This window comes from Pseudomonas sp. AKS31 (assembly GCF_023634765.1).
Classification (GTDB): domain Bacteria; phylum Pseudomonadota; class Gammaproteobacteria; order Pseudomonadales; family Pseudomonadaceae; genus Aquipseudomonas.
Window position 1 is genome coordinate 767,520 of sequence record NZ_JAMLFX010000002.1, and the last position, 18,775, is coordinate 786,294.

Genomic DNA, 18,775 nt, shown 5'->3' on the forward strand with positions numbered 1-18,775 from the left:
GGTAATCGGCGTCAGTCAGGCCTTGGGCGTGCAGTTTGCCCAAATACTCACGCAGCGAGGTTTCCTGCTCCGGGTAACGCGCCGCGCAATAAAGCACGCCGCCCTTGCGATAATCGCAGTCGATACCTTCACGTTCGAGGACGACTTCCACTTCATCAGGAATGCTGTGCAGCAGATCAAAAGAAGCGCGGCGCTGCTCGGGCGATAGCCCGGCCAGCAAGCGATCTTCGCCAAGCAGATTGCCCATCAGCCAGCCGCCATTGCGTCCGGAGGCGCCGAAACCGGCCGTTTGCGCCTCGACAATGGCGATATCCAGACCGGGGGCGAGCTTCTTCAGGTAGTACGCCGCCCACAGCCCGGTGTACCCGGCGCCGATGATTGCCACGTCGACGTCCAGATCTCGCTCCAGCTCGGGCCGCGCGGTCAGCGGCTCATCGAGTTGATCCATCCATAAACTGATAGTGCGCCACGCCGGCATGCAAGACTCCGCCACTGAAATTCTTCGATGGCGTCGATCCTAGTGGCTGTGCTCAGTGGATGTCTTGCGCGCGTGTCCGCAAAGAAATTTGTTTCGCGTAAGCCTTGGGTGACTGGCCGGTGTGCTGACGGAAACAGCTATAGAACGCCGACAGCGAATTGAAACCGGCGGCGAAGGCCAGCTCATCGATGCGCACCGGCGGCGTGGCGTTGTCCAGCGAACGCAACAGATGTTGCAGGCGCGCCTGATTGACGTAGCGATAGAAGCTTTGCCCGAGCACCTGATTGAGCAGATAGGAAATCTGATTGCGGCTGTACCCGCACTCCTTCGCCACCCGCTGCAGGTCGAGTTCGGGGTCAAGGTACGGTTGCTGTTTTTCGAAATACTGCTGCAGATCTTCGGCCATAAAACTCAACTGGCGCGGCGACAGACCCAGGCGACTGACTGCCGGGCGCTGACTTGACGAGGGCGTGCCCGCCGTTTGCGTGCGCACCAGCGAGGCGTACTCGTTGACGCGCCAGATCAGCCCTTCCTTGACCGTGAGCGCCTCACTGGAGCGAAACGACACCAGACCGTCACCGCCGCGCAAGGTGACTTCGTATTGAATGAACGCGGTGTTGCCGTCGACGCGAATACGGTCGCAATGCTCAAGCAGTTCGTCGGATTCTCGCGGCATGCTGACGCGCACGTACTCGCGCAACTCGTCGAGTCCAAGCACGCGGTTCTGGAAGAAATCGTTGTACTGGATGTCCGGGTGATACAGCGCCATGACGCTGTCCAGGTCACGGTGCTTCCAGCTCAGGTGATAGCGCATGACCGTAGCCGCCGTGGCTTGGGTCTGGTCTGGGCCGTCATCGTCGGCGTGCATAAAGGGCTCGGCGCAAAAGAACCGAGCTTGCCCAAGTTCGCTACAGGCTTCAACGATTAATCCGTAGTGGCGTTTTGGCGATGATTGCGTAGGCCGTGACTTACATCAAAAAATGCGAAGCAATCGCAAAATGAACTGAAAAATCTCACAGAAAATTCACATGCGGATGCTACTTTTAACGTCAGTCACCGGTTGAGCCAATGAAGGCTCTTCCCACCTAACATGAGCAAACGGAAGCGCTCGATGAAGAAGGCGGGCAACACATGAATAAAGGGTCGAGCAAAGTCACGTTCCCCAACGCATGCCAGTTGATGCGTTGGCATTTTCATCCGATGGGTTTCGAGGCAACGATGGACGCGCCAGGCAGCATGATCGCCCGTCTGTTCGATCGCGCCAGCGGCGAAACCATGATCGCCATCGCTGGCATCCCGTGCGCGACGGTGATGAATGCGGCAGATGTCGAACGAATCATCGAGGCTGTGGAGGATGAGCTGGAAGCGTTTATTCCTCCGGAGACTCTCAAGAGTTACGCATAAGCCTATGATTTAAAACGAAAAGCCCGCAGCGATGCGGGCTTTTTTGTGCTTACGCGGTTTGCTTTGCGGTGCGGTGATCAACGAAGAACGGCTTGTCTTTGACCACTCGGTCGGACGCCCGGGGCATGTTCACTGCTTGCGCATCCTGTGGTTCGACATACCAGTAGCAATGGCTGACCGCCCGCGTGATGCCGACATAGGCCAGGCGCAGGATCTCGTCCTTTTGCGCGCTGTCATAGGGCTCGCTGTCGCCCGACTTGCCTAGCCCGGCCATGCGATAGACCTGATTTTTGTAAGGCGAACTGGTCATGTGCTGACAGTCACCGAGCAAAAACACCGCATCCGCCTGCAAGCCTTTGGCGCTGTGGTAGGTCAATTGCTTCAGGCGGCGCGCTTCATACGGCAAGCTCGAATCCACATTAACTACAGACTGAATATGCTCTTCAATCAATAACTTATCGCTGCTTTTTCGATAAAGCATCAAGATCGAATGACCTTGACGATAGTGTTCGGCGAGGCGCTGGCCCAAGGCCTGATCGTCGCGCTCCAGCACATTGACCGGTTGCAACGGCTTCGGTGCGCCACTGGCCTTGGCTTTTTTCCCCGGGATTGCCGGCGCCGCGCGAACGATGTGTTCGGCGGCATCAATGATGTACTGGTGGCTGCGGTAGTTATCACTGAGCATCACCCGCGTGGTGCTCGGCGACGGAAACTCCTTGTCGAACGCCATGAAATAACTCGGCGAACTGCCACGCCAACCATAAATCGACTGCCAGTCATCGCCGACGCACAGCAGCGAGGAACGCTGCGCGCCCCGCCCGACGTGCATGGCTGGGCCGCGGCTGCGGATTTCCGTAAGGCTGGCGCGAATCCACGAGACGATCTGCGGTGAAACGTCCTGAAATTCGTCGATCATCAGGTGCGACAGCGGCCTGAGTAACGCGTCGCTCAACAGCTTTAGATTTTCCGGTGAATGCTCGCTGAACAGCGCGAACATGCGGTTGTAGGTCATGATCGGCGGTTTCTGATCGAGCAGATGATCTTCAAAGGCGCGCCAGAACAGACTCAGGGCCTCAAAGAAGAAACGGTCTGGATCGTCTTTGGCAAAGCTCATGCGACCGACTGCGTCAGGCACGTCCAGGCCGAGGTTCTCGATAAAGCCTGCCGCCGCCACGAAACAATCGAGCAACGGCGCGGAAGCCAGTTCACCTTTGACCTTGTAATCGAAGCCCGGCCCGGCACTGGCATCGCCCGCCAGCGTTGCCAGAACGCGTTTTGACGACTCGTAACTATCCAGCCAAATCAATGGCTTACGGCAGAAAGCTTGAAACAGTGTGCGTTTGACAGCCCACTCTGCGCGCACGCTCAGCTTGGCGTTTGGCCGACTCGTTTGCGGGTTTTCCCGTGGATCGAAGCCGAGCACCACCCAGGCATCCAGGCTCGGAATGTAGCCGTGGCAATGAAACTTCGCGCCGTTGATATCGAAACTCTGCCGGTTCGGTTCTATGCCCTTGATCGGCCACGCGCCAGCGCGGAACCACAGATCTTCAATGACGTCGCACAACTCCTCGTCGCGCCGCGCCGCCAGCTCCGTTACCGCGACGCGTTTCTGCACATCCGGGTGATCACGCTCCAGCTCCTTGAGCTGCAAACCGGCGCGGGACAGTGGCTGAATCAAATGTCGAAACCGCTCGTCCTCGTTGAACAAGCGGTGATAGCAGGCGTTGAGTTGCTGACGTTGCGCGTCGTTGATGCGCAGATCGAACGGGTTACTGTCGACCTCCTGCTCATCACCTTGTGCGCGGTGACTGAGGTTTTCAAAAGCCTGCAAGCGCTCGAAACCCGGCAAGCTGCGCACCATCGGCAGAATGCGCGAGTGGAATGTGCGCACCAGTTCACGTGCCTGAAGCAGGTTCAGCGCCTGCCCCCAGAGCGCGAACAGCTCGATCAGTTTGTTGATGAAATCCTTGCGCGACTCGCGGGTGAAGGTCACCACGGTCATCGAATCCAGCTCAAAACCCAGATAGTGGTTGAGCAACAGGATACGCAGGACCAGCGTGGTGGACTTGCCTGCGCCAGCGCCGGCGACCACTGAGGTTGACGGGGTTTCGCTGAAAATCATCTTCCATTGCGCGGTGCTTGGCTGTGCATGTTCAGGCAATAAACGGGCGACATCGGCCTTCATGCGCTTTTTCAGCTCGGCCGTCAGCGGCAGGCGCCAATCGTCGAACAGATGATTATCGACGCCAGGCGGGCGATGCTCAGTGCTGCGGCTGTCACGAATCAGCAGCACCTGACGGCCCTCTTCCAGCCCCTCAAGCTTGCCTTCCTTGAAACCATATTCAACACCAGCGGTGTGGCCGCTGCGGAAGCCGTCGGCCTGACCGTGCAACCACGAGGCTCGGTGCTGCGCGCGCAGACGGGTCAAGCCGTGGCCGAACAAGCGTGCAGCCAGGCGTTTGAACCAGGGCATCTCGGCCAAGGGGCGAAGTTCGGGAGGAAGATCGGGGGTGTGTTGCGCCACGCTGACGGGCTCCAGTGTGTGAGGCTGTTGCGGCTATGGTGTCTGTATTTGCCGTTCAGTTCTAGCGAAATGCTTACAGGTCATTGGTTTAGGCGATGAACTGAAGGTCAGATGAGACGCTTTCGAGTGTTTTTCTTATCGGGCATTTCGATCATAATGCCGCACTTTTTACGCTTTTTATCGATTATTAACTGATAGATGATCGCCGTCATAAACCACCGGTCTCGCGTTGGGTGCAACCACTCACACCCCATGACGAACCTTTTGAGGAGACGATCATGCTTGAACTCAGACCTTTCAGCTCGCTGGGCGGCGCCCATCACGGCTGGCTGGATGCCCATCACCACTTTTCGTTCGCCGAGTACTACGACCCACAGCGCATGAGCTGGGGCAACCTGCGGGTGTGGAACGATGACGTGATCGCTGCCGGCACTGGCTTCCCGCAGCATCCGCATCGCGACATGGAAATCATCACGTATGTCCGTGAAGGTGCGATTACTCACCAGGACAACCTGGGCAACAAGGGCCGCACCGAGGCTGGCGACGTCCAGGTGATGAGTGCCGGCACCGGCATCGCACACAGCGAATACAACCTGGAAGCGAAGGACACCAAGATCTTTCAGATCTGGATCCTGCCAACGGAAACCGGCGCACCGCCATCGTGGGGCGCCAAACCGTTCCCCAAAGGCCTGCGCGAAGGTTTTGTCACGCTGGCCAGCGGCAAGCAAGGTGATGACCAGAGCCTGCGGATTCGCGCGGATGCAAGGTTGGTCGCGGCCAATCTCAAGGCTGGGGAAACTGCGGAATATCATCTGGATGAAAAGCGTCGCGCGTATCTGGTACCGGCCACCGGCGCAATTGAAGTGAACGGTTTGCGCGCACTAGCTCGAGACGGCGTGGCGGTAGCGCATGAACGAGTGCTGAGCGTCACAGCCATTGAGGACAGTGAAATTGTCCTGGTGGATCTGGCCTGATCGCTCGAATGGCAGGCAAAAAAAGGGGCAACCATATGGTTGCCCTTTTTCATGCGCTCGCCAACAACATCAGCCGGAAATGGCGCCATCCACCAGCGCCTGTGCCTCTACGACCAATTGCTTGAGGTGGTCGTCACTGATGAAGCTTTCGGCGTAGATCTTGTAGATGTCTTCCGTGCCCGACGGACGCGCTGCGAACCAGCCGTTTTCCGTCATCACTTTCAGACCGCCAATCGCCTGATCGTTGCCTGGTGCATGGCTGAGAATGCTCTGGATTTTCTCGCCGGCCAGCTCAGTCGAAGTGACCTGTGCAGGCGACAACTTGCTCAGCAGCGCTTTCTGCTCAGGGTTGGCCTTGGCGTCGACGCGTACCGAGAACGGCTCGCCCAACTCATCGGTCAATGCCTTGTAGGCCTGGCTCGGATCGCGACCGGTGCGCGCGGTCATTTCTGCCGCCAACAACGCCGGGATCAGACCGTCCTTGTCGGTGCTCCACACACCGCCGTCCTTGCGCAGGAACGAGGCACCCGCACTCTCCTCGCCGCCGAAACCCAGTGAGCCATCGAACAGGCCGTCTGCGAACCATTTGAAACCAACCGGGACTTCGTACAGACGACGACCCAGGCGTTTGGCAACGCGATCGATCAGACCGCTGCTGACCACGGTTTTACCCACGCCGGCATCCGCGCGCCATTGCGGGCGGTTCTGGAACAGGTAATCGATCGAAACGGCCAGATAGTTGTTCGGCGCGAGCAGACCACCGGACGGCGTGACGATGCCGTGGCGGTCGTGATCAGGGTCGCAAGCGAAGGCAACGTCGAAACGCTCTTTCAGGCCGATCAGGCCCTGCATCGCGTGGCTCGACGACGGATCCATACGAATCTGGCCATCCCAGTCAACGGTCATGAACCGGAACGTCGCATCGACTTCCTTGTTGACCACTTGCAGATCCAGGCGGTAATGCTCGGCAATCGCCGACCAGTAGCGCACCCCTGCTCCGCCCAGCGGATCAACGCCCAGACGCAGTTTGGCGTCACGGATGGCATCGAAGTCGATCACGTTGATCAGGTCAGCCACGTAAGTGTTCACGTAGTCGTGACGGTGCGTGGTACTGGCCTTGAGCGCCTGCTCGTAGCTGACGCGCTTCACACCTGCCAGCTTGTTGGCCAGCAATTCATTGGCCTTGGCTTCGATCCACTTGGTGATGTGGGTGTCGGCCGGCCCGCCGTTGGTGGGGTTGTATTTGTAACCACCGCTTTGTGGCGGGTTGTGCGACGGCGTGATGACGATGCCGTCCGCCAGGCCCGAGGTGCGGCCACGGTTGTAGCAGAGAATGGCGTGGGAAATGGCGGGTGTCGGCGTGTACTCGTCACCTTCGGCGATCATCACGGTCACACCGTTGGCGGCCAGGACTTCCAGCGCGCTGGCGCCGGCCGGGGTCGACAGTGCATGCGTGTCGATGCCGACAAACAGCGGCCCGGTGATCCCTTGTGCTTCGCGGTACAGGCAGATCGCCTGGCTGATGGCCAGAACGTGCCACTCGTTGAAACTCAAGTCGAACGAGCTGCCCCGGTGCCCGGATGTACCGAACGCCACACGCTGAGTGGAAATCGAGGCGTCGGGCTGTCCGGTGTAGTAAGCCGTTACCAGTCGCGGGATATCGACCAACAATTCTGCCGGTGCCGGTTTGCCCGCAAAAGGACTGAGTGTCATGCAAAACCTCTGAAATAGAGTGGTTCAGGAATAGGGCGCAGTTTACTGGCAGTTTGACCGCAGTGCGATGGGATCTATCCGGGCGTCTCCCGATGTTTTTTAACGTTAGTCTGCTGGCGCAAGGCGCAAGGCGTCACCGATCAGCCCGACCACACTGGCCAGGTCATGGTCACCATGGCTCAGGGGGCTCAACCGCAGGTGGTGCGCATACAGGCCGTGCAGGCTGAACAGCTCGCCAGGTGCAATAACGATCTGCTGCCTCAGCAGGCACTGGAAGACCTGCGCCATGTTCACCGGTCGCAGTGAATGCACCCACACGGTCGCGCCACCCTGGGGTTCGACAACCTGCATCGCATCGCCAAGACGCTCGCGCAACAACTCGATCAATTGCGTACGACGCTCCTTGAGCATTCGCCGCAATACCAATAGATGCTGATCCAGCCGACCTCCCCCCAACAACCTGGCAATGGCTTTCTGGCGAATCGGTGACAGCCGAAACGCGCGCAAGAGGAAATGGCGCTGCAGCTCATTGCGCCAATGACGCGACAGCACATAACCGAAAGGCGCCTCGGCCCCGACGAACTTCTCGAATGTGGAAAACACCAGTAACCGATCGGGGTTCAGCCAGTCGCGCAACCGTTGCGCATCAGTGGCTTCATGGAGTTCGCTGTAACAATCGTTTTCCAGCACCCAGATACCATGACGCCCAAGCAAATGCGCGACTGCCTGTTGGTTGTTCAGCGGCTGAAGACTGCCCCGGGGCATGCTCAACACTGACGACAAAAGCATCAAACGCACTGTCTCGCTGTTGAGCAACGATTCCAGCCGCTGCAGATCAATCACGCCGTCGGGCAGCAGCGGCAGCTCGATAACCCTAACCTCAGCGGCTTCCAGCAGACGCAAGATCACCCAGTCACAGGGCGATTCGACGACCACAGTGGCCCGACGCAACTCGAGCACGGAAACCAGAATCTCCAATACACCGCGCAGGTCTGCGCCGATGTAGACGTCATCCGCACGCCAGTAATTGGCCGTGGACGAGGTGTAACGGGCGGCCAGCACCGTCCGCAATTCCAGCTCCCCACAAGGTTGCACCAACGCGTGCGGCTGACGGGGATACTGACGCAGCAGTTCCCGCTCCAGCATCAGTAACGGGCTGTCCAGCGGTTGTAGCGAGGCCGGTTCATCGGCGCTCAGCACGCACATGCCCGGGCGCCTGGCATTGACGTAAACGGTTTCCAGCAAATCACTGCCGCTGTCCGGCGAATCCATCATGTGCAGCGCTTGCGCGTAATACCCGGACTTGGCAATTGAATAGACTCGACCTTCCTTTTCCAGCAGCGAGTAGGCGTACTGGACAGTCGAGATCGACACATTGAGCCGGTCAGACAATTGTCGGAGTGAGGGCAGGCGCACCGCCGCGCTAGTCCCCGCCTCTTCTATCAGCAGCGTCAGATATCGATAAACCGCCTGATAAACGAAGTCATTCTCCTTTGTCGGCTTCACGAGCCCGTATCCGTGGGCATGGGGTCATCTCCAGGCAAACAGATCACGATCAACCTTCCGCCGAGCGATCAGCAGCAGCCGGAGCGAGGCTCTGCGCAGCCGCTTCTCCAGGTGCAGACATACGAACCGGCCCCATTGCATACAGACGCACAATCAACCTGACCGGCAGCCCACTGACATCCGTCATCCATTTCATGACCTGTTCCGGCGCATGCAGGCCCTGCATGGCCCGGTGCAGATCCGGCAATGCCACCAGCATACCGGGGTGACAATTGCGCAAGAATCGCTCTAGTCCGGCACCCGCATTAATGAAGGGTGAAAACAACAGGCACGTCAGCTGGATTTCATTCAGTTCAAAATTGGTCAACAGAGCGCTTTCTGCCTGCGCGCGCAGATGCCCGGGCTCCTGCAGATTGTCGAAGCTGGCGAGCAACTGTTCGCATACCGGTTCGGGGACCTGTTTTTGCCGCATCGTCGTCAGACTGCTTTGCAGGTAATCGCCGACGCCGTCCTCATAGGTCCGCCCCTCGATGAATTGCGCCTGCAAACCTCGTAAATGCCCAGCCACCACAGGCTCTACGTGCTCGCCATCACCCTGATAAAGCGTCAGGTCGTCAGCCTGAAACCCCAGAAAATCACTCAGCAAGGGCCAGCGCTCTTCGAGCTTGCCGACAATCATGTCGTTGATGCTGATAAAGCTGGTACGCCGACACGCCTCGAATTGATCTTCGGGACGCCAGGCCACCCGCTCCTCTTCGGGATAGAACTCACGGTAATAATCACCGCCCAGCCCATCGAGCAGCGTAAACAGCATTTCAAAGCCGAACGGACTCACCTGCGGCGCGGTAATTGCGGCCTTCTGCACTGCACGGCCGAGTCCTTCGAGGAAGTGGTTTTGCCGACGCGGGGACTCACTGCCAACCATGGCGTCGACACCGTTGTTCCAGCGGGCAACCTGGCCATAAAACTCGGCAGTGGCCAGATAAGCGTCATCCCATAATTCGAGCGTTTCGTTCCAGGTTCGTCGATGGCCGATCAACAGCAGGTTGATACGGTTGGCCTCGCGACCAGCTGCGCTTATGGGAAGCTGATGATCAAACGGCAACACCTCGCGATGATCGACCATCACCAGCTCTACCCGGGGATCGTCATACAGAAACAGTGCGCTGTAGCTGCGGTGCATGTTTTGCAGGGATGTCTGGCTGCTGCCGTTCCAGCGCAGGTTGGCCACCCGCAACTGAAAGGTCGCGGGCGAACGGCCAGCGATGGTCAACTGCGCAGCCCGTAGCAGGGCCAGCGTGTAACAACTGTCGCGCGACCCTGACTGGTTCACCAGCACCTTGAAATGACCGATGTTCTCCATGCCGCCGGCGGCCACTGCCAGTCGCTGGATCAGCAGCTGCAGCGCCGTGCGTTCTGCGCGCGAGAAGAAACTCAGCAAACGTTGCAAAACTTGCTGGTAGACATAATTCATTGCCTGATCATGGATAGTGCTCATCGGTATTTACCCGGTATCGAAAGTTTCATGGCGCGCGGACTGACGCATCAGTCAGGCGACAATTGATCAATAAGTAATAGACGCTCAGATGCTAACACTTACAAGTTTGAAGTTATTTGAAACACTTGAACTGAAAAACCACCCTTAATCGTCGAATAACAGCCTCAAAGCCCTGTATTTGCTGAGATATTTTTTCTGAAACTCGATCCTAGGAAATTTCCCACAGCATCCCACGCCAAGTGAGTACAAGAAAAAGAGAAGCAGTTTCCGAATAGCCCTACAACAATTAAACAGAAGTTGGCGCGACAAACGGTTTTAGCCGTTTTATATCGAACAGGACAAATTGAATGCACAGCCATGGCTCATTCCTTGAGATGAAAGTAATCATTCAATTATCAGGGCTTACATTGTGATTAGAAGATACAGATGGTGAGCAAAAACCAGTTCAGTTGCTGAACGGTCCCGGGCGCAGCCCCAGCAAGCTCTGCTTTTCAGGTGGGAAGGTAAACGCACAAGAGTCCGTGGGGCCACGGACTCTGATTGAAAGGCTTACGCCGGTTCGACTTGCAGGGCAACCCGCTCGCGGCATGGGCATTCGTCCATGTAGCGATGCGCTTCGACAAACTCGTTGAACGGGAATACACGGGTTTTGAGCGGCAGCAGCACGCGGTCAGCGGTCAGCTGGTTGATGTCACGCAAGGCACGTTGCAAGGCGACGTGATCCTGAGTGATGCCCAGTTCCGGTTTGCCGGTGAAGTTGCCGATGCAGTGCACGAAGAACTGGATGTTCTTCTGGAACGCTGCGCAGGCCGGGAACGGTGTCTGGTTGCCGCCTTGCAAACCGTACAACACCAGGCTGCCACGCGGCGCCAGCACATCGCCCAACAGCGACATCTGCGGGCCACCGAGACCGTCGAACACCACGTCGACACCACGGTTGTCAGTGATCTTGTTGATTCGCATCAACAGATCTTCCTCTTCGGTAACGATGACCTTTTCTGCGCCCAGGGACAAAAGGTACTCGCGCTCTTCGGCTTCTTTGGTCGCGGCAATCACCCGCACGCCCATCGCCTTGCCCAGCTGGACAAACGAAGGACCGGCGCAATGGCTGGCGTCAGTGACCAGCGCGAACTGGCCCGGCTTGACCCTTGCCAAATCGGCGTAGGCAAAGTAGGCGATCAGCAGCGGCGTGTAGTGCACGCTGGCTTCGATCGGGCTGAGTACATCCGGATAGCGGGTCAGCGCGGTACGCGGCAGTACGATCGACTCGCCGTAAACCGGGTAGTCGTTCGGGCTTTCAGCCGGGAAACTGGCAACCTTGTCACCGACGGACAGGTCCTCGACATCGGCACCGACTGCAGTGACGACACCGGCCATTTCATGGCCGAGACCCGATGGCAGACGCGCCTGGGACGACGCCAGGTTCTGACGCCACAGGGTGTCGTACCAGCTGATGCCGATTGCCTCGACACGCACCTGCACTTCGCCAGGACCTGGCTGAGCGGCCGCATGCTCTTCGCATTTGAGCACCTCGGCCGGACCAAACTTGTGAAAACGGATCGTGCGGGACATCGCAAACCTCGTCAAAGTAACCTCTAATGCCCTGAACTCTATCTGGGCTTTTGACCCAAGACTATCAGTGGCTATTAATAGTCGACATGCCTGTCATTGATTCCGCACCAGGGGCGGCATTGGCTAAATCCATGAAAAAACTGCTGCCAACGTCTCACTCAAGCTGAATTTTCCGGTGCAGAGTACCAGCCTTTCCCCGTAAGATTCATGCCGGCCATTGTTCTCATATGGCCGCTCTCGTCAAGCTTGATGACTCTGCCAGGACTCCAGATGAATCGTAATGACCTGCGTCGTGTCGACCTGAACCTGTTGATCGTGTTCGAAACATTGATGCACGAACGCAGTGTGACCCGGGCCGCTGAAAAGCTCTTTCTCGGTCAGCCAGCGATCAGTGCGGCACTGTCGCGGCTGCGCAGCCTGTTCGATGACCCGTTGTTTGTTCGCACCGGGCGCAGCATGGAACCGTCCGCCCGCGCGGTGGAAATCTTCGCCCTGCTCTCACCGGCCCTCGATTCGATTTCGACCGCTGTCAGCCGTGCAGCCGAATTCGACCCGGCGACCAGCACCTCGGTATTCCGGATCGGTTTGTCCGATGACGTCGAATTCGCCCTGCTGCCGATGCTGCTCAAACGCCTGCGCGCGGAGGCGCCGGGAATCGTGCTGGTGATCCGTCGCGTCAACTACATATTGATGCCCGGCCTGCTGGCTTCCGGCGAGATATCCATTGGTGTCAGCTACACCACAGACCTGCCGGCCAATGCCAAGCGCAAGGTCCTGCGCCGCAGCGCGCCAAAATTGCTGCGCGCCGATACCGTGCCGGGGCCGTTGAGCCTGGACGACTACTGCGCCCGCCCGCATGCGCTGGTGTCGTTCGCGGGCGACCTCAGTGGCTTTATTGATGAGGAACTGGAGAAACTGGGGCGCAAGCGCCATGTGGTACTGGCGGTGCCGCAGTTCAATGGCTTGAGCACGTTGCTCGCCGGCACGGACATCGTGGCGACCGTGCCGGATTACACGGCAGATGCGTTGACGGCGGCCGGCGGCGTTCGCGCGGAGGATCCGCCATTGCCGACGCGCACGTTTGAACTGCACATGGCCTGGCGTGGATCGCAGGACAATGATCCGGGTGAGCGTTGGTTGCGGTCGCGGATTCAGATGTTTTTTGGCGATCCTGACAGTCTCTAGCCTCCGACAGCCTGACTGTTTATCCGATCACTTCTGCGGTCGTTCAGAATCAGGCACAGCGATGTGCATGCCGTTACGCATCGCCCCACGCCGGTCGTTTTTGCCGAGGAACCGTTCTTCCCTGAATTGACTTTTATCAAACACAGACATGACGTTCTGACCGAGATTGAGCCTCGAGACCTGCACAACCGTGTTTGCGGTCGATGCAGAAAACCTGCTCTCGTGGAGGCTCGTCATGGCTACTCACCTGCAAGACGTTCAACCCGTCGTCCCCCCTTCCAGGCCTCAGCCGCTGCCGCTGAGTCTGCGCAAGGCCGAACCAAGGCGTTTGTCCTTGAGCCTGTTGATCGCGCTGGTGATTGGTTCGATGATCGGCAGTGGCATTTTCAGTCTGCCTCAGAACATGGCCGCCAGCGCTGGCGCTGGAGCGATTCTGATTGGCTGGCTGATTACCGGTGTCGGCATGCTGTCGCTGGCGTGGGTTTATCAGGCGCTGTCCAACCGCCAGCCGACAATGGACAACGGGGTATTTGCTTATGCCCGCGCATTGGGGGGTGACTTTCTGGGTTTCAACTCAGCCTGGGGCTACTGGATCAGTGCCTGGATCGGCAACGTCAGTTATCTGGTCATTCTGTTCGCAGCTCTGAGCTATTTCTTTCCGCTGTTTGGCGAAGGCAATAACAAAGCGGCAATTGCCGGGGCTTCCGTGGTGCTGTGGTCACTGCACTGGATGATTCTGCGGGGGATGCGCACGGCGGCGCGGGCCAACGCCATCACGACCGTGGCCAAGGTCGTTCCACTGCTGCTATTTATTGGTGTGCTGATTGCAGCATTCCAGCGCGAAACCTTCATGGTTGATTTCTGGGGCACACCTGCGCTGGGCAGTACCCTGGATCAAGTCAAAAGCACGATGCTGGTCACCGTCTGGGTCTTCATCGGCATCGAAGGCGCCAGCGTGTTTTCCGCTCGCGCCGCAGAACGTGCCAACGTCGGCCGGGCCACGATCATCGGCTTTGTCATCACGCTGATCCTGCTGATCGCCGTTTCATTGCTTTCACTGGGCATTCTCAGACAACCCGAGCTCGCCGCCCTGAAAAACCCCTCGATGGCGGGCGTGCTGGAAGCTGCTGCCGGGCCGTGGGGCGCGGTGCTGATCAGCATCGGCCTGATCATTTCGGTCGGTGGCGCCCTGCTCGCCTGGACGTTGCTCGCCGCTGAGTCGCTGTTCACACCGGCAAAGGAAAAGGTCATGCCGGTGACGCTTGGCGAGGAAACCGTCCGGGGCGTGCCCGCCAATGCGTTGTGGCTCACCAATGGCTGCATCCAGTTGTTCCTGCTTCTGACGCTGTACTCGAGCGCCAGCTACCTGGCGCTGATATCCCTTGCGACATCAATGATCCTGCTGCCTTACCTGTTCAGCAGTGTCTATGCGTTGAAATTGACCTGGCAGGGCGACACCTACGGCGGCAATCGCGCGCTTCAGATCCGCGACATGGCCATCGCCACTGTCGCCGCGCTCTATTGTGGATGGCTGTTGTATGCCGCCGGCCCGAAATACCTGCTGCTCAGTGCTTTGCTATACGCCCCCGGCTCGTTGATTTACCTGGGCACTCTGAAAACCCGTCAGGGCCAGCCACTCAGCGGTCCCGAAACGGGTGTGTTGATCATCATCTGGGCCGCTGCGATCTACGCCGGCCGGATGTTGTGGGCCGGGACGCTGACGTTGTAAGGCGACTCAGCGATCAGGCCTATGCCCTGTACAAAGAGCCATTTCCCCCGCAAACCAGGTGTTTTGAAGCCAGAAAACACACCGCCGAGAAGGATCGACACGCCTGGTTGGAGTGGCGGTACTGACTCGGCGGGCTCAGTCACAGAGCCGAGCCTGCGCCGAGTTCGACACAGTCGCGGTACTCCGGCACAGACACTGACCAGCCCAGCTCTATGCTGATGCGCCGGCGCAGGACGTCCGAGGCATTGGGTTCACCGTGTACCACATAGGTGTGTTTTGGCGCGCGTTTGAAGCCACGCAGCCACTCGATGATTTCATCGGCGTCGGCATGCGCGGACAGGCTCTGCATCGGCACCACTTCGGCGTGAATTGGTACCTCTTGCCCATGGATGCGCACGGACGGAGCACCCGCGACAATTTGCGCACCGCGCGTGCCGCCGGCCTGAAAACCCGGCATCAAGAGTGAGTTCAATGGGTTCGGCGCCAACGCCTTGAGGTGATGCAGCACTCGCCCCCCGGTGGCCATGCCGCTGGCAGCGATGATGACGGCCGGGGTACGCTGCTGATCCAGGTCGATGGATTCTTGGGTCGAGCGTACAAACCGAGTGCCCCGGCACATCCCCTCGCAATCTTCCAGTGACAAGCGGTGCTCACTGCGAAAGCGTTGATACAGGCGTGTGACATCGGTGGCCATGGGGCTGTTGAGGTACACCGGTAAATCCGGGATCGCATGCTGCTGTTTAAGCCGGTAGAGGTAGTACATCAGCAGTTGCGCACGTCCGACGGCGAACGAAGGTACAAGCGTGATGCCATGGCGCAGTGCCGTGCGATTGATCACCTCGGCCAGTTGCTTCTCTGGTGCGTCGTCTGGATGGAGGCGATCGCCGTAAGTCGACTCCACCAGCAGATAGTCGGCCTGCTCGATGAATTCCGGAGCGAACATCAACGGATCGTGGGGCCGGCCAAGGTCACCTGAGCACACCAGCGTGGTGCCATCGGCGCTGACCTCGACGGTGCTGGCACCCAGAATATGCCCCGCGCCACGCAGCAAAATGCTCAGTCCCGGAATGACCTCGACCCGGTGATGCAATTCGATCGGTTGCAGGAGTTTCAATGCCTGCACGGCGTCCTGCTCGGTGTACAAGGGCAACGCCGGCGAGTGCTTGGAGAAACCGTGCTTGTTGGCAAAACCCGCCTCCTCTTCCTGCAGACGACCACTGTCGAGCAGGAGGATTCTGACCAGTTCACAAGTGGCCGGCGTGGCGTACACCGGGCCGCGATAACCATTGCGAACCAACACAGGCAGATAGCCGCTGTGATCCAGATGGGCATGGCTCAGCACAATGGCGTCGAGATCACGCATGGGCAACTGAAACGGGTCCCAATTGTGCAAGCGCAATTGCTTGTAGCCCTGGAACAGACCGCAATCAATCAGGACATGCCGACCGTGATGCTCCAGCAGATATTTGCTACCGGTAACGGTGCCGGCAGCGCCGAGAAATGTCAGTTGCATGGCCGTCTCCTTGAACCCACAAGTGAGCGCTATTAATCGCTCCTCTTGATCCCGGCGCAGTTGACTTTTATCAACTGCGGCGCGAACCGGTCAGGCTGCAAAAGGTGGCGGCTTGACCATCATCAAGCTACACGGCGCACGGTTTACCAGGCATTGCGCTGTGCCACCGATGAAACCGTCGAGGCCAGGATGGTAGGACGTGCCCAGCACCATCAGGTCAAACGCATGCTCGCGGGCAAAGCGTTCGACCACCCGGTAAGGGATTCCGGTCAGCAAGTGTCGGTGTTTTTCATCGACACCATAGCGCTCGGCCAGGGTATCGAACGCCTCTTGCTGAGTATCGGTGATCGCCTCGCGCAGGCTGTGATCCAGACTCAGGTTCGGCACACTCATCGCGGCATCACCGACTACGGACCAATCGCTTACATTCAACAGATGCAACGACGCAGCGCATTCGGATGCCAATGTCGATGCCAGCTCGAGTATCCGGTCATTGAGGCCTTGGGTCAGGTCCTCAAGGTGGGACAGGTCTATGGCCGCCAGAATCTTCAACGGCTTCGGGTTCGCGGCGTCGGTGACCAGGTGCAGACAGGCCGGGCAATCGCGCAGCAACATCCAGTCCAGTGGTTGATGGAATGCCCAATCAAGGGCCGGAATATGGTGGGCGTCTTTGATCACCAGATCGGCGCGGAAGTCATTGACGTACTCGAGCACATGCGCCGGTGTGGATCTGGCCCAGACCACTTCGGTTGTCACTTGCACCTCCGCACTGCGTTGAAACCGGGCTTGCTGTTCCAGCCACTGGCGATGCATCTGCAAGTAGCCTTCGCGCGCCTGCGCCATGGCGTTGTGGTCAAACAGACCGGCCAGCGCCAAGGCCTGGACATAATCGAACGCCACGATGTGCAACAACGCACCGCTGGCCCGGGCCAATGCCTGCGCGCGGTCAAACGCCGGCGTGCGGGTCATTTCAGCGGGTGCAATCAACAGAATCCGTTTAAGCCTGAACATCACGTCATTCTCCTGGCAATGCTTCGCCGGCCTGATTGCCAGCCCGACATCCGTGTCCGCTTTGATCTCATCGCCGACTACTTGCGCGTGGCCTTTTCGGTCGTCCGCTTGGCGCGCTCATTGGCTTCATTAGCTGCTCGTTGTGCCTGTTCAGCTTTCAATAGCGCTTCGTCGGCCCGTAAACGTGCGGTTGCCGCGTTGTTTTCCGCAGACTCAAGTCGCGCATCGATTTCCTCGGCATGGCGGTGGCTGCATCCGGTGGCTGTCGCCATCAGGACACTCAGCACAATGATGGACAAGCGCATGTTCATGATTTCCCCTTGGTTAATCGCTGCACTGCTGAATCGATGATCCGAGTATCTGACGATGTCCGCTATCGACTCTGATTTTTGTCAATTAATAACGCCGCCAACGGGCGGCCGTGCAAATGGGCGTTGTTGATCTATCTCAATGAATTTTCGCCGTTCAAGCGTAGAAAAAGCATGAGCGGCATTCGCCGAACGTGAGCAACCATTGAGAAGAGAGACCGCCGTCATGAGTGATCTGGATCTGCGCAAAGCCATTCTGGAAGAGCTCGAATTCCAGCCAGAGATCAACGCCGCGAACATCGGTGTCAGCGTGGACAACGGCGTGGTCACGCTGTCCGGGCACGTCAACACCCTCGCCCAAAAAGTCAGTGCAGAACGGGCGGTAAAAAGCATCAAGGGTGTGCGTGCGCTGGCCGAAGAACTCGAGGTCAGACTCAATAACAATGGTGGAACCGGGGACGACACCATCGCCCAGCGTGCCTTGAGAATCATCCTGTGGAGTTCCGATGTTGCCGAAGGCGATGTCAAAGTCACCGTGCAACACGGACGGGTCACGCTGGAAGGTGAAGTGGACTGGCAATACCAGAAGGAAACCGTTGAAAGCTCAGTGCGCAAGCTGTCCGGCGTAACGGCCGTTAACAATCGCCTGATCCTGCGCCCACGACTGGACGTTTTCGATATTCAGGAGCGCATCGAGGCGGCACTCAAACGCAACGCCGAACTGCACGCCCACAAGATTCGCGTCAAAGTCGAAGGCGATGTGGTGACCCTCGAAGGCCGGGTTCACTTGTGGCGTGAACGTCAGATCGCAGAACGCGCGGCCTGGTCGGTGCCGGGCGTGAGCAAAGTCGAAGATCATCTGATGCTGGCGTGAACTCAAGTATCCAGTCACCCCCGGCTTTGCTTGCCACCTGACGCTGGAGAGTCGCGATGCTGATCGTGACGCTGATCAACACCCTCGTGGTGGTCGCTGCGGTGTTGATTCATTACGAGTGTTTGTTACGCCTGAACGACTGGCTGCCGAAACTGAAAAACTGGCGCCGGTTCCGCATCGTCGTCGGCGTATTTGGCGGACTGCTGGCCCATGCCATCGAGGTCTGGTGCTTCGCCCTGGTCTATTTTCTGATGTCGCGGACCGGCGAGTGGGGGCGCCTGACAGGCAGCTTCGACGGCTCTTACATGGATTGCGTGTACTTCTCCTTCACGACTTACACCACCATCGGTTTTGGTGACATTTCTCCAGTCGGCAATCTCAAGTATCTCACTGGGCTGGAGGCCCTGACGGGCCTGGTGCTGATCACCTGGACGGCCTCCTTCCTGTTTCTCGAAATGCAAAAATACTGGAAGAGCAAGTAAGCAG

Annotated in this window: 17 protein-coding genes; 6 read left to right on the plus strand and 11 right to left on the minus strand. The window is 58.4% G+C overall.

From position 1 onward, the window contains the following. Together M9827_RS09435 and M9827_RS09440 are read right to left on the minus strand one after the other, a co-directional pair. Window positions 1-478, minus strand: a 478-nt coding sequence (locus tag M9827_RS09435; protein ID WP_502943429.1) for an NAD(P)/FAD-dependent oxidoreductase, incomplete at its 3' end; no start/stop codon positions are given. A gap of 52 nt (window positions 479-530) precedes the next feature. Next, complete coding sequence (locus M9827_RS09440) at window positions 531-1,346, minus strand: helix-turn-helix domain-containing protein (protein ID WP_250605214.1); 816 nt, start codon at window positions 1,344-1,346, stop codon at window positions 531-533. A gap of 263 nt (window positions 1,347-1,609) precedes the next feature. Here M9827_RS09440 and M9827_RS09445 point away from each other — a divergent pair, with 263 nt between their 5' ends. Then, on the plus strand, window positions 1,610-1,882 hold the full coding sequence (locus M9827_RS09445; RefSeq protein WP_250605215.1) for a DUF1652 domain-containing protein: 273 nt from the start codon (window positions 1,610-1,612) through the stop codon (window positions 1,880-1,882). 49 nt (window positions 1,883-1,931) lie between these two features. Here the strand turns inward: M9827_RS09445 and M9827_RS09450 are convergent, their stop codons facing one another. Further along, window positions 1,932-4,406 carry a UvrD-helicase domain-containing protein gene (locus M9827_RS09450; RefSeq protein ID WP_250605216.1) on the minus strand — a complete coding sequence of 825 codons (2,475 nt, stop codon included), beginning with the start codon at window positions 4,404-4,406 and terminating at the stop codon, window positions 1,932-1,934. Window positions 4,407-4,684: 278 nt separating this feature from the next. Here M9827_RS09450 and M9827_RS09455 point away from each other — a divergent pair, with 278 nt between their 5' ends. After that, window positions 4,685-5,380 (plus strand): pirin family protein, encoded by a 696-nt coding sequence (locus M9827_RS09455; RefSeq protein ID WP_250605217.1) that lies wholly within the window; start codon window positions 4,685-4,687, stop codon window positions 5,378-5,380. A gap of 69 nt (window positions 5,381-5,449) precedes the next feature. Here M9827_RS09455 and pgm read toward each other — a convergent pair whose 3' ends face one another. The 4 genes from pgm to M9827_RS09475 all read right to left on the minus strand — a co-directional run bounded on the left by pgm (window position 5,450) and on the right by M9827_RS09475 (window position 11,669). Then, complete coding sequence (pgm, locus tag M9827_RS09460; protein WP_250605218.1) at window positions 5,450-7,093, minus strand: phosphoglucomutase (alpha-D-glucose-1,6-bisphosphate-dependent); 1,644 nt, start codon at window positions 7,091-7,093, stop codon at window positions 5,450-5,452. Window positions 7,094-7,198: 105 nt separating this feature from the next. After that, window positions 7,199-8,599 carry an aminotransferase-like domain-containing protein gene (locus M9827_RS09465; protein WP_250605219.1) on the minus strand — a complete coding sequence of 467 codons (1,401 nt, stop codon included), beginning with the start codon at window positions 8,597-8,599 and terminating at the stop codon, window positions 7,199-7,201. A 49-nt stretch (window positions 8,600-8,648) separates the two neighbouring features. Further along, a complete protein-coding gene (locus M9827_RS09470) occupies window positions 8,649-10,097 on the minus strand; it encodes a hypothetical protein (protein WP_250605220.1) in 1,449 nt (482 codons plus the stop codon). Between the two features lie 549 nt (window positions 10,098-10,646). After that, the gene (locus M9827_RS09475; RefSeq protein ID WP_007914918.1) at window positions 10,647-11,669 is read right to left on the minus strand and encodes a zinc-dependent alcohol dehydrogenase family protein; all 1,023 of its coding nucleotides are present in this window, start codon (window positions 11,667-11,669) and stop codon (window positions 10,647-10,649) included. Window positions 11,670-11,939: 270 nt separating this feature from the next. Between M9827_RS09475 and M9827_RS09480 the strand changes: the two genes are divergently transcribed. Then, the gene (locus M9827_RS09480) at window positions 11,940-12,854 is read left to right on the plus strand and encodes a LysR family transcriptional regulator (RefSeq protein ID WP_093431295.1); all 915 of its coding nucleotides are present in this window, start codon (window positions 11,940-11,942) and stop codon (window positions 12,852-12,854) included. Between the two features lie 27 nt (window positions 12,855-12,881). On the opposite strand, the gene M9827_RS09485 is transcribed toward M9827_RS09480, so the two are convergent. Beyond that, entirely contained in the window at window positions 12,882-13,091 is a 210-nt protein-coding gene (locus M9827_RS09485; protein WP_250605221.1) for a hypothetical protein, read from the minus strand. Here M9827_RS09485 and arcD point away from each other — a divergent pair. Next, on the plus strand, window positions 13,090-14,583 hold the full coding sequence (gene arcD / locus M9827_RS09490) for an arginine-ornithine antiporter (RefSeq protein ID WP_284676805.1): 1,494 nt from the start codon (window positions 13,090-13,092) through the stop codon (window positions 14,581-14,583). The genes M9827_RS09485 and arcD overlap by 2 nt on opposite strands. 139 nt (window positions 14,584-14,722) lie before the next feature. On the opposite strand, the gene M9827_RS09495 is transcribed toward arcD, so the two are convergent. The 3 genes from M9827_RS09495 to M9827_RS09505 all read right to left on the minus strand — a co-directional run bounded on the left by M9827_RS09495 (window position 14,723) and on the right by M9827_RS09505 (window position 17,418). Next, complete coding sequence (locus M9827_RS09495) at window positions 14,723-16,096, minus strand: MBL fold metallo-hydrolase RNA specificity domain-containing protein (protein WP_250605222.1); 1,374 nt, start codon at window positions 16,094-16,096, stop codon at window positions 14,723-14,725. Between the two features lie 90 nt (window positions 16,097-16,186). After that, entirely contained in the window at window positions 16,187-17,107 is a 921-nt protein-coding gene (locus M9827_RS09500) for a universal stress protein (protein ID WP_250605223.1), read from the minus strand. Between the two features lie 77 nt (window positions 17,108-17,184). Further along, window positions 17,185-17,418, minus strand: a complete 234-nt coding sequence (locus M9827_RS09505) for an Lpp/OprI family alanine-zipper lipoprotein (RefSeq protein ID WP_250605224.1) — start codon at window positions 17,416-17,418, stop codon at window positions 17,185-17,187. Window positions 17,419-17,641: 223 nt separating this feature from the next. On the opposite strand from M9827_RS09505, the gene M9827_RS09510 reads away from it, so the two are divergent. Both M9827_RS09510 and M9827_RS09515 read left to right on the plus strand, forming a co-directional pair. Next, on the plus strand, window positions 17,642-18,289 hold the full coding sequence (locus M9827_RS09510) for a BON domain-containing protein (protein ID WP_250605225.1): 648 nt from the start codon (window positions 17,642-17,644) through the stop codon (window positions 18,287-18,289). A 56-nt stretch (window positions 18,290-18,345) separates the two neighbouring features. Next, window positions 18,346-18,771, plus strand: coding sequence for a potassium channel family protein (locus M9827_RS09515; RefSeq protein ID WP_250605226.1), 426 nt, complete (start codon window positions 18,346-18,348; stop codon window positions 18,769-18,771). Window positions 18,772-18,775 lie beyond the last annotated feature (4 nt).

Excerpts from the sequence above, each read along its gene's own strand:
- M9827_RS09440 (WP_250605214.1), bottom strand. The coding sequence starts at position 1,346 with ATGCACGCCGACGATGACGGCCCAGACCAGACCCAAGCCACGGCGGCT.
- M9827_RS09505 (WP_250605224.1), bottom strand. The coding sequence starts at position 17,418 with ATGAACATGCGCTTGTCCATCATTGTGCTGAGTGTCCTGATGGCGACA.
- M9827_RS09510 (WP_250605225.1), top strand. The coding sequence starts at position 17,642 with ATGAGTGATCTGGATCTGCGCAAAGCCATTCTGGAAGAGCTCGAATTC.
- M9827_RS09500 (WP_250605223.1), bottom strand. The coding sequence starts at position 17,107 with ATGTTCAGGCTTAAACGGATTCTGTTGATTGCACCCGCTGAAATGACC.
- M9827_RS09475 (WP_007914918.1), bottom strand. The coding sequence starts at position 11,669 with ATGTCCCGCACGATCCGTTTTCACAAGTTTGGTCCGGCCGAGGTGCTC.
- M9827_RS09470 (WP_250605220.1), bottom strand. The coding sequence starts at position 10,097 with ATGAGCACTATCCATGATCAGGCAATGAATTATGTCTACCAGCAAGTT.
- M9827_RS09495 (WP_250605222.1), bottom strand. The coding sequence starts at position 16,096 with ATGCAACTGACATTTCTCGGCGCTGCCGGCACCGTTACCGGTAGCAAA.
- M9827_RS09515 (WP_250605226.1), top strand. The coding sequence starts at position 18,346 with ATGCTGATCGTGACGCTGATCAACACCCTCGTGGTGGTCGCTGCGGTG.
- M9827_RS09480 (WP_093431295.1), top strand. The coding sequence starts at position 11,940 with ATGAATCGTAATGACCTGCGTCGTGTCGACCTGAACCTGTTGATCGTG.
- M9827_RS09445 (WP_250605215.1), top strand. The coding sequence starts at position 1,610 with ATGAATAAAGGGTCGAGCAAAGTCACGTTCCCCAACGCATGCCAGTTG.
- pgm (WP_250605218.1), bottom strand. The coding sequence starts at position 7,093 with ATGACACTCAGTCCTTTTGCGGGCAAACCGGCACCGGCAGAATTGTTG.
- arcD (WP_284676805.1), top strand. The coding sequence starts at position 13,090 with ATGGCTACTCACCTGCAAGACGTTCAACCCGTCGTCCCCCCTTCCAGG.
- M9827_RS09455 (WP_250605217.1), top strand. The coding sequence starts at position 4,685 with ATGCTTGAACTCAGACCTTTCAGCTCGCTGGGCGGCGCCCATCACGGC.
- M9827_RS09485 (WP_250605221.1), bottom strand. The coding sequence starts at position 13,091 with ATGACGAGCCTCCACGAGAGCAGGTTTTCTGCATCGACCGCAAACACG.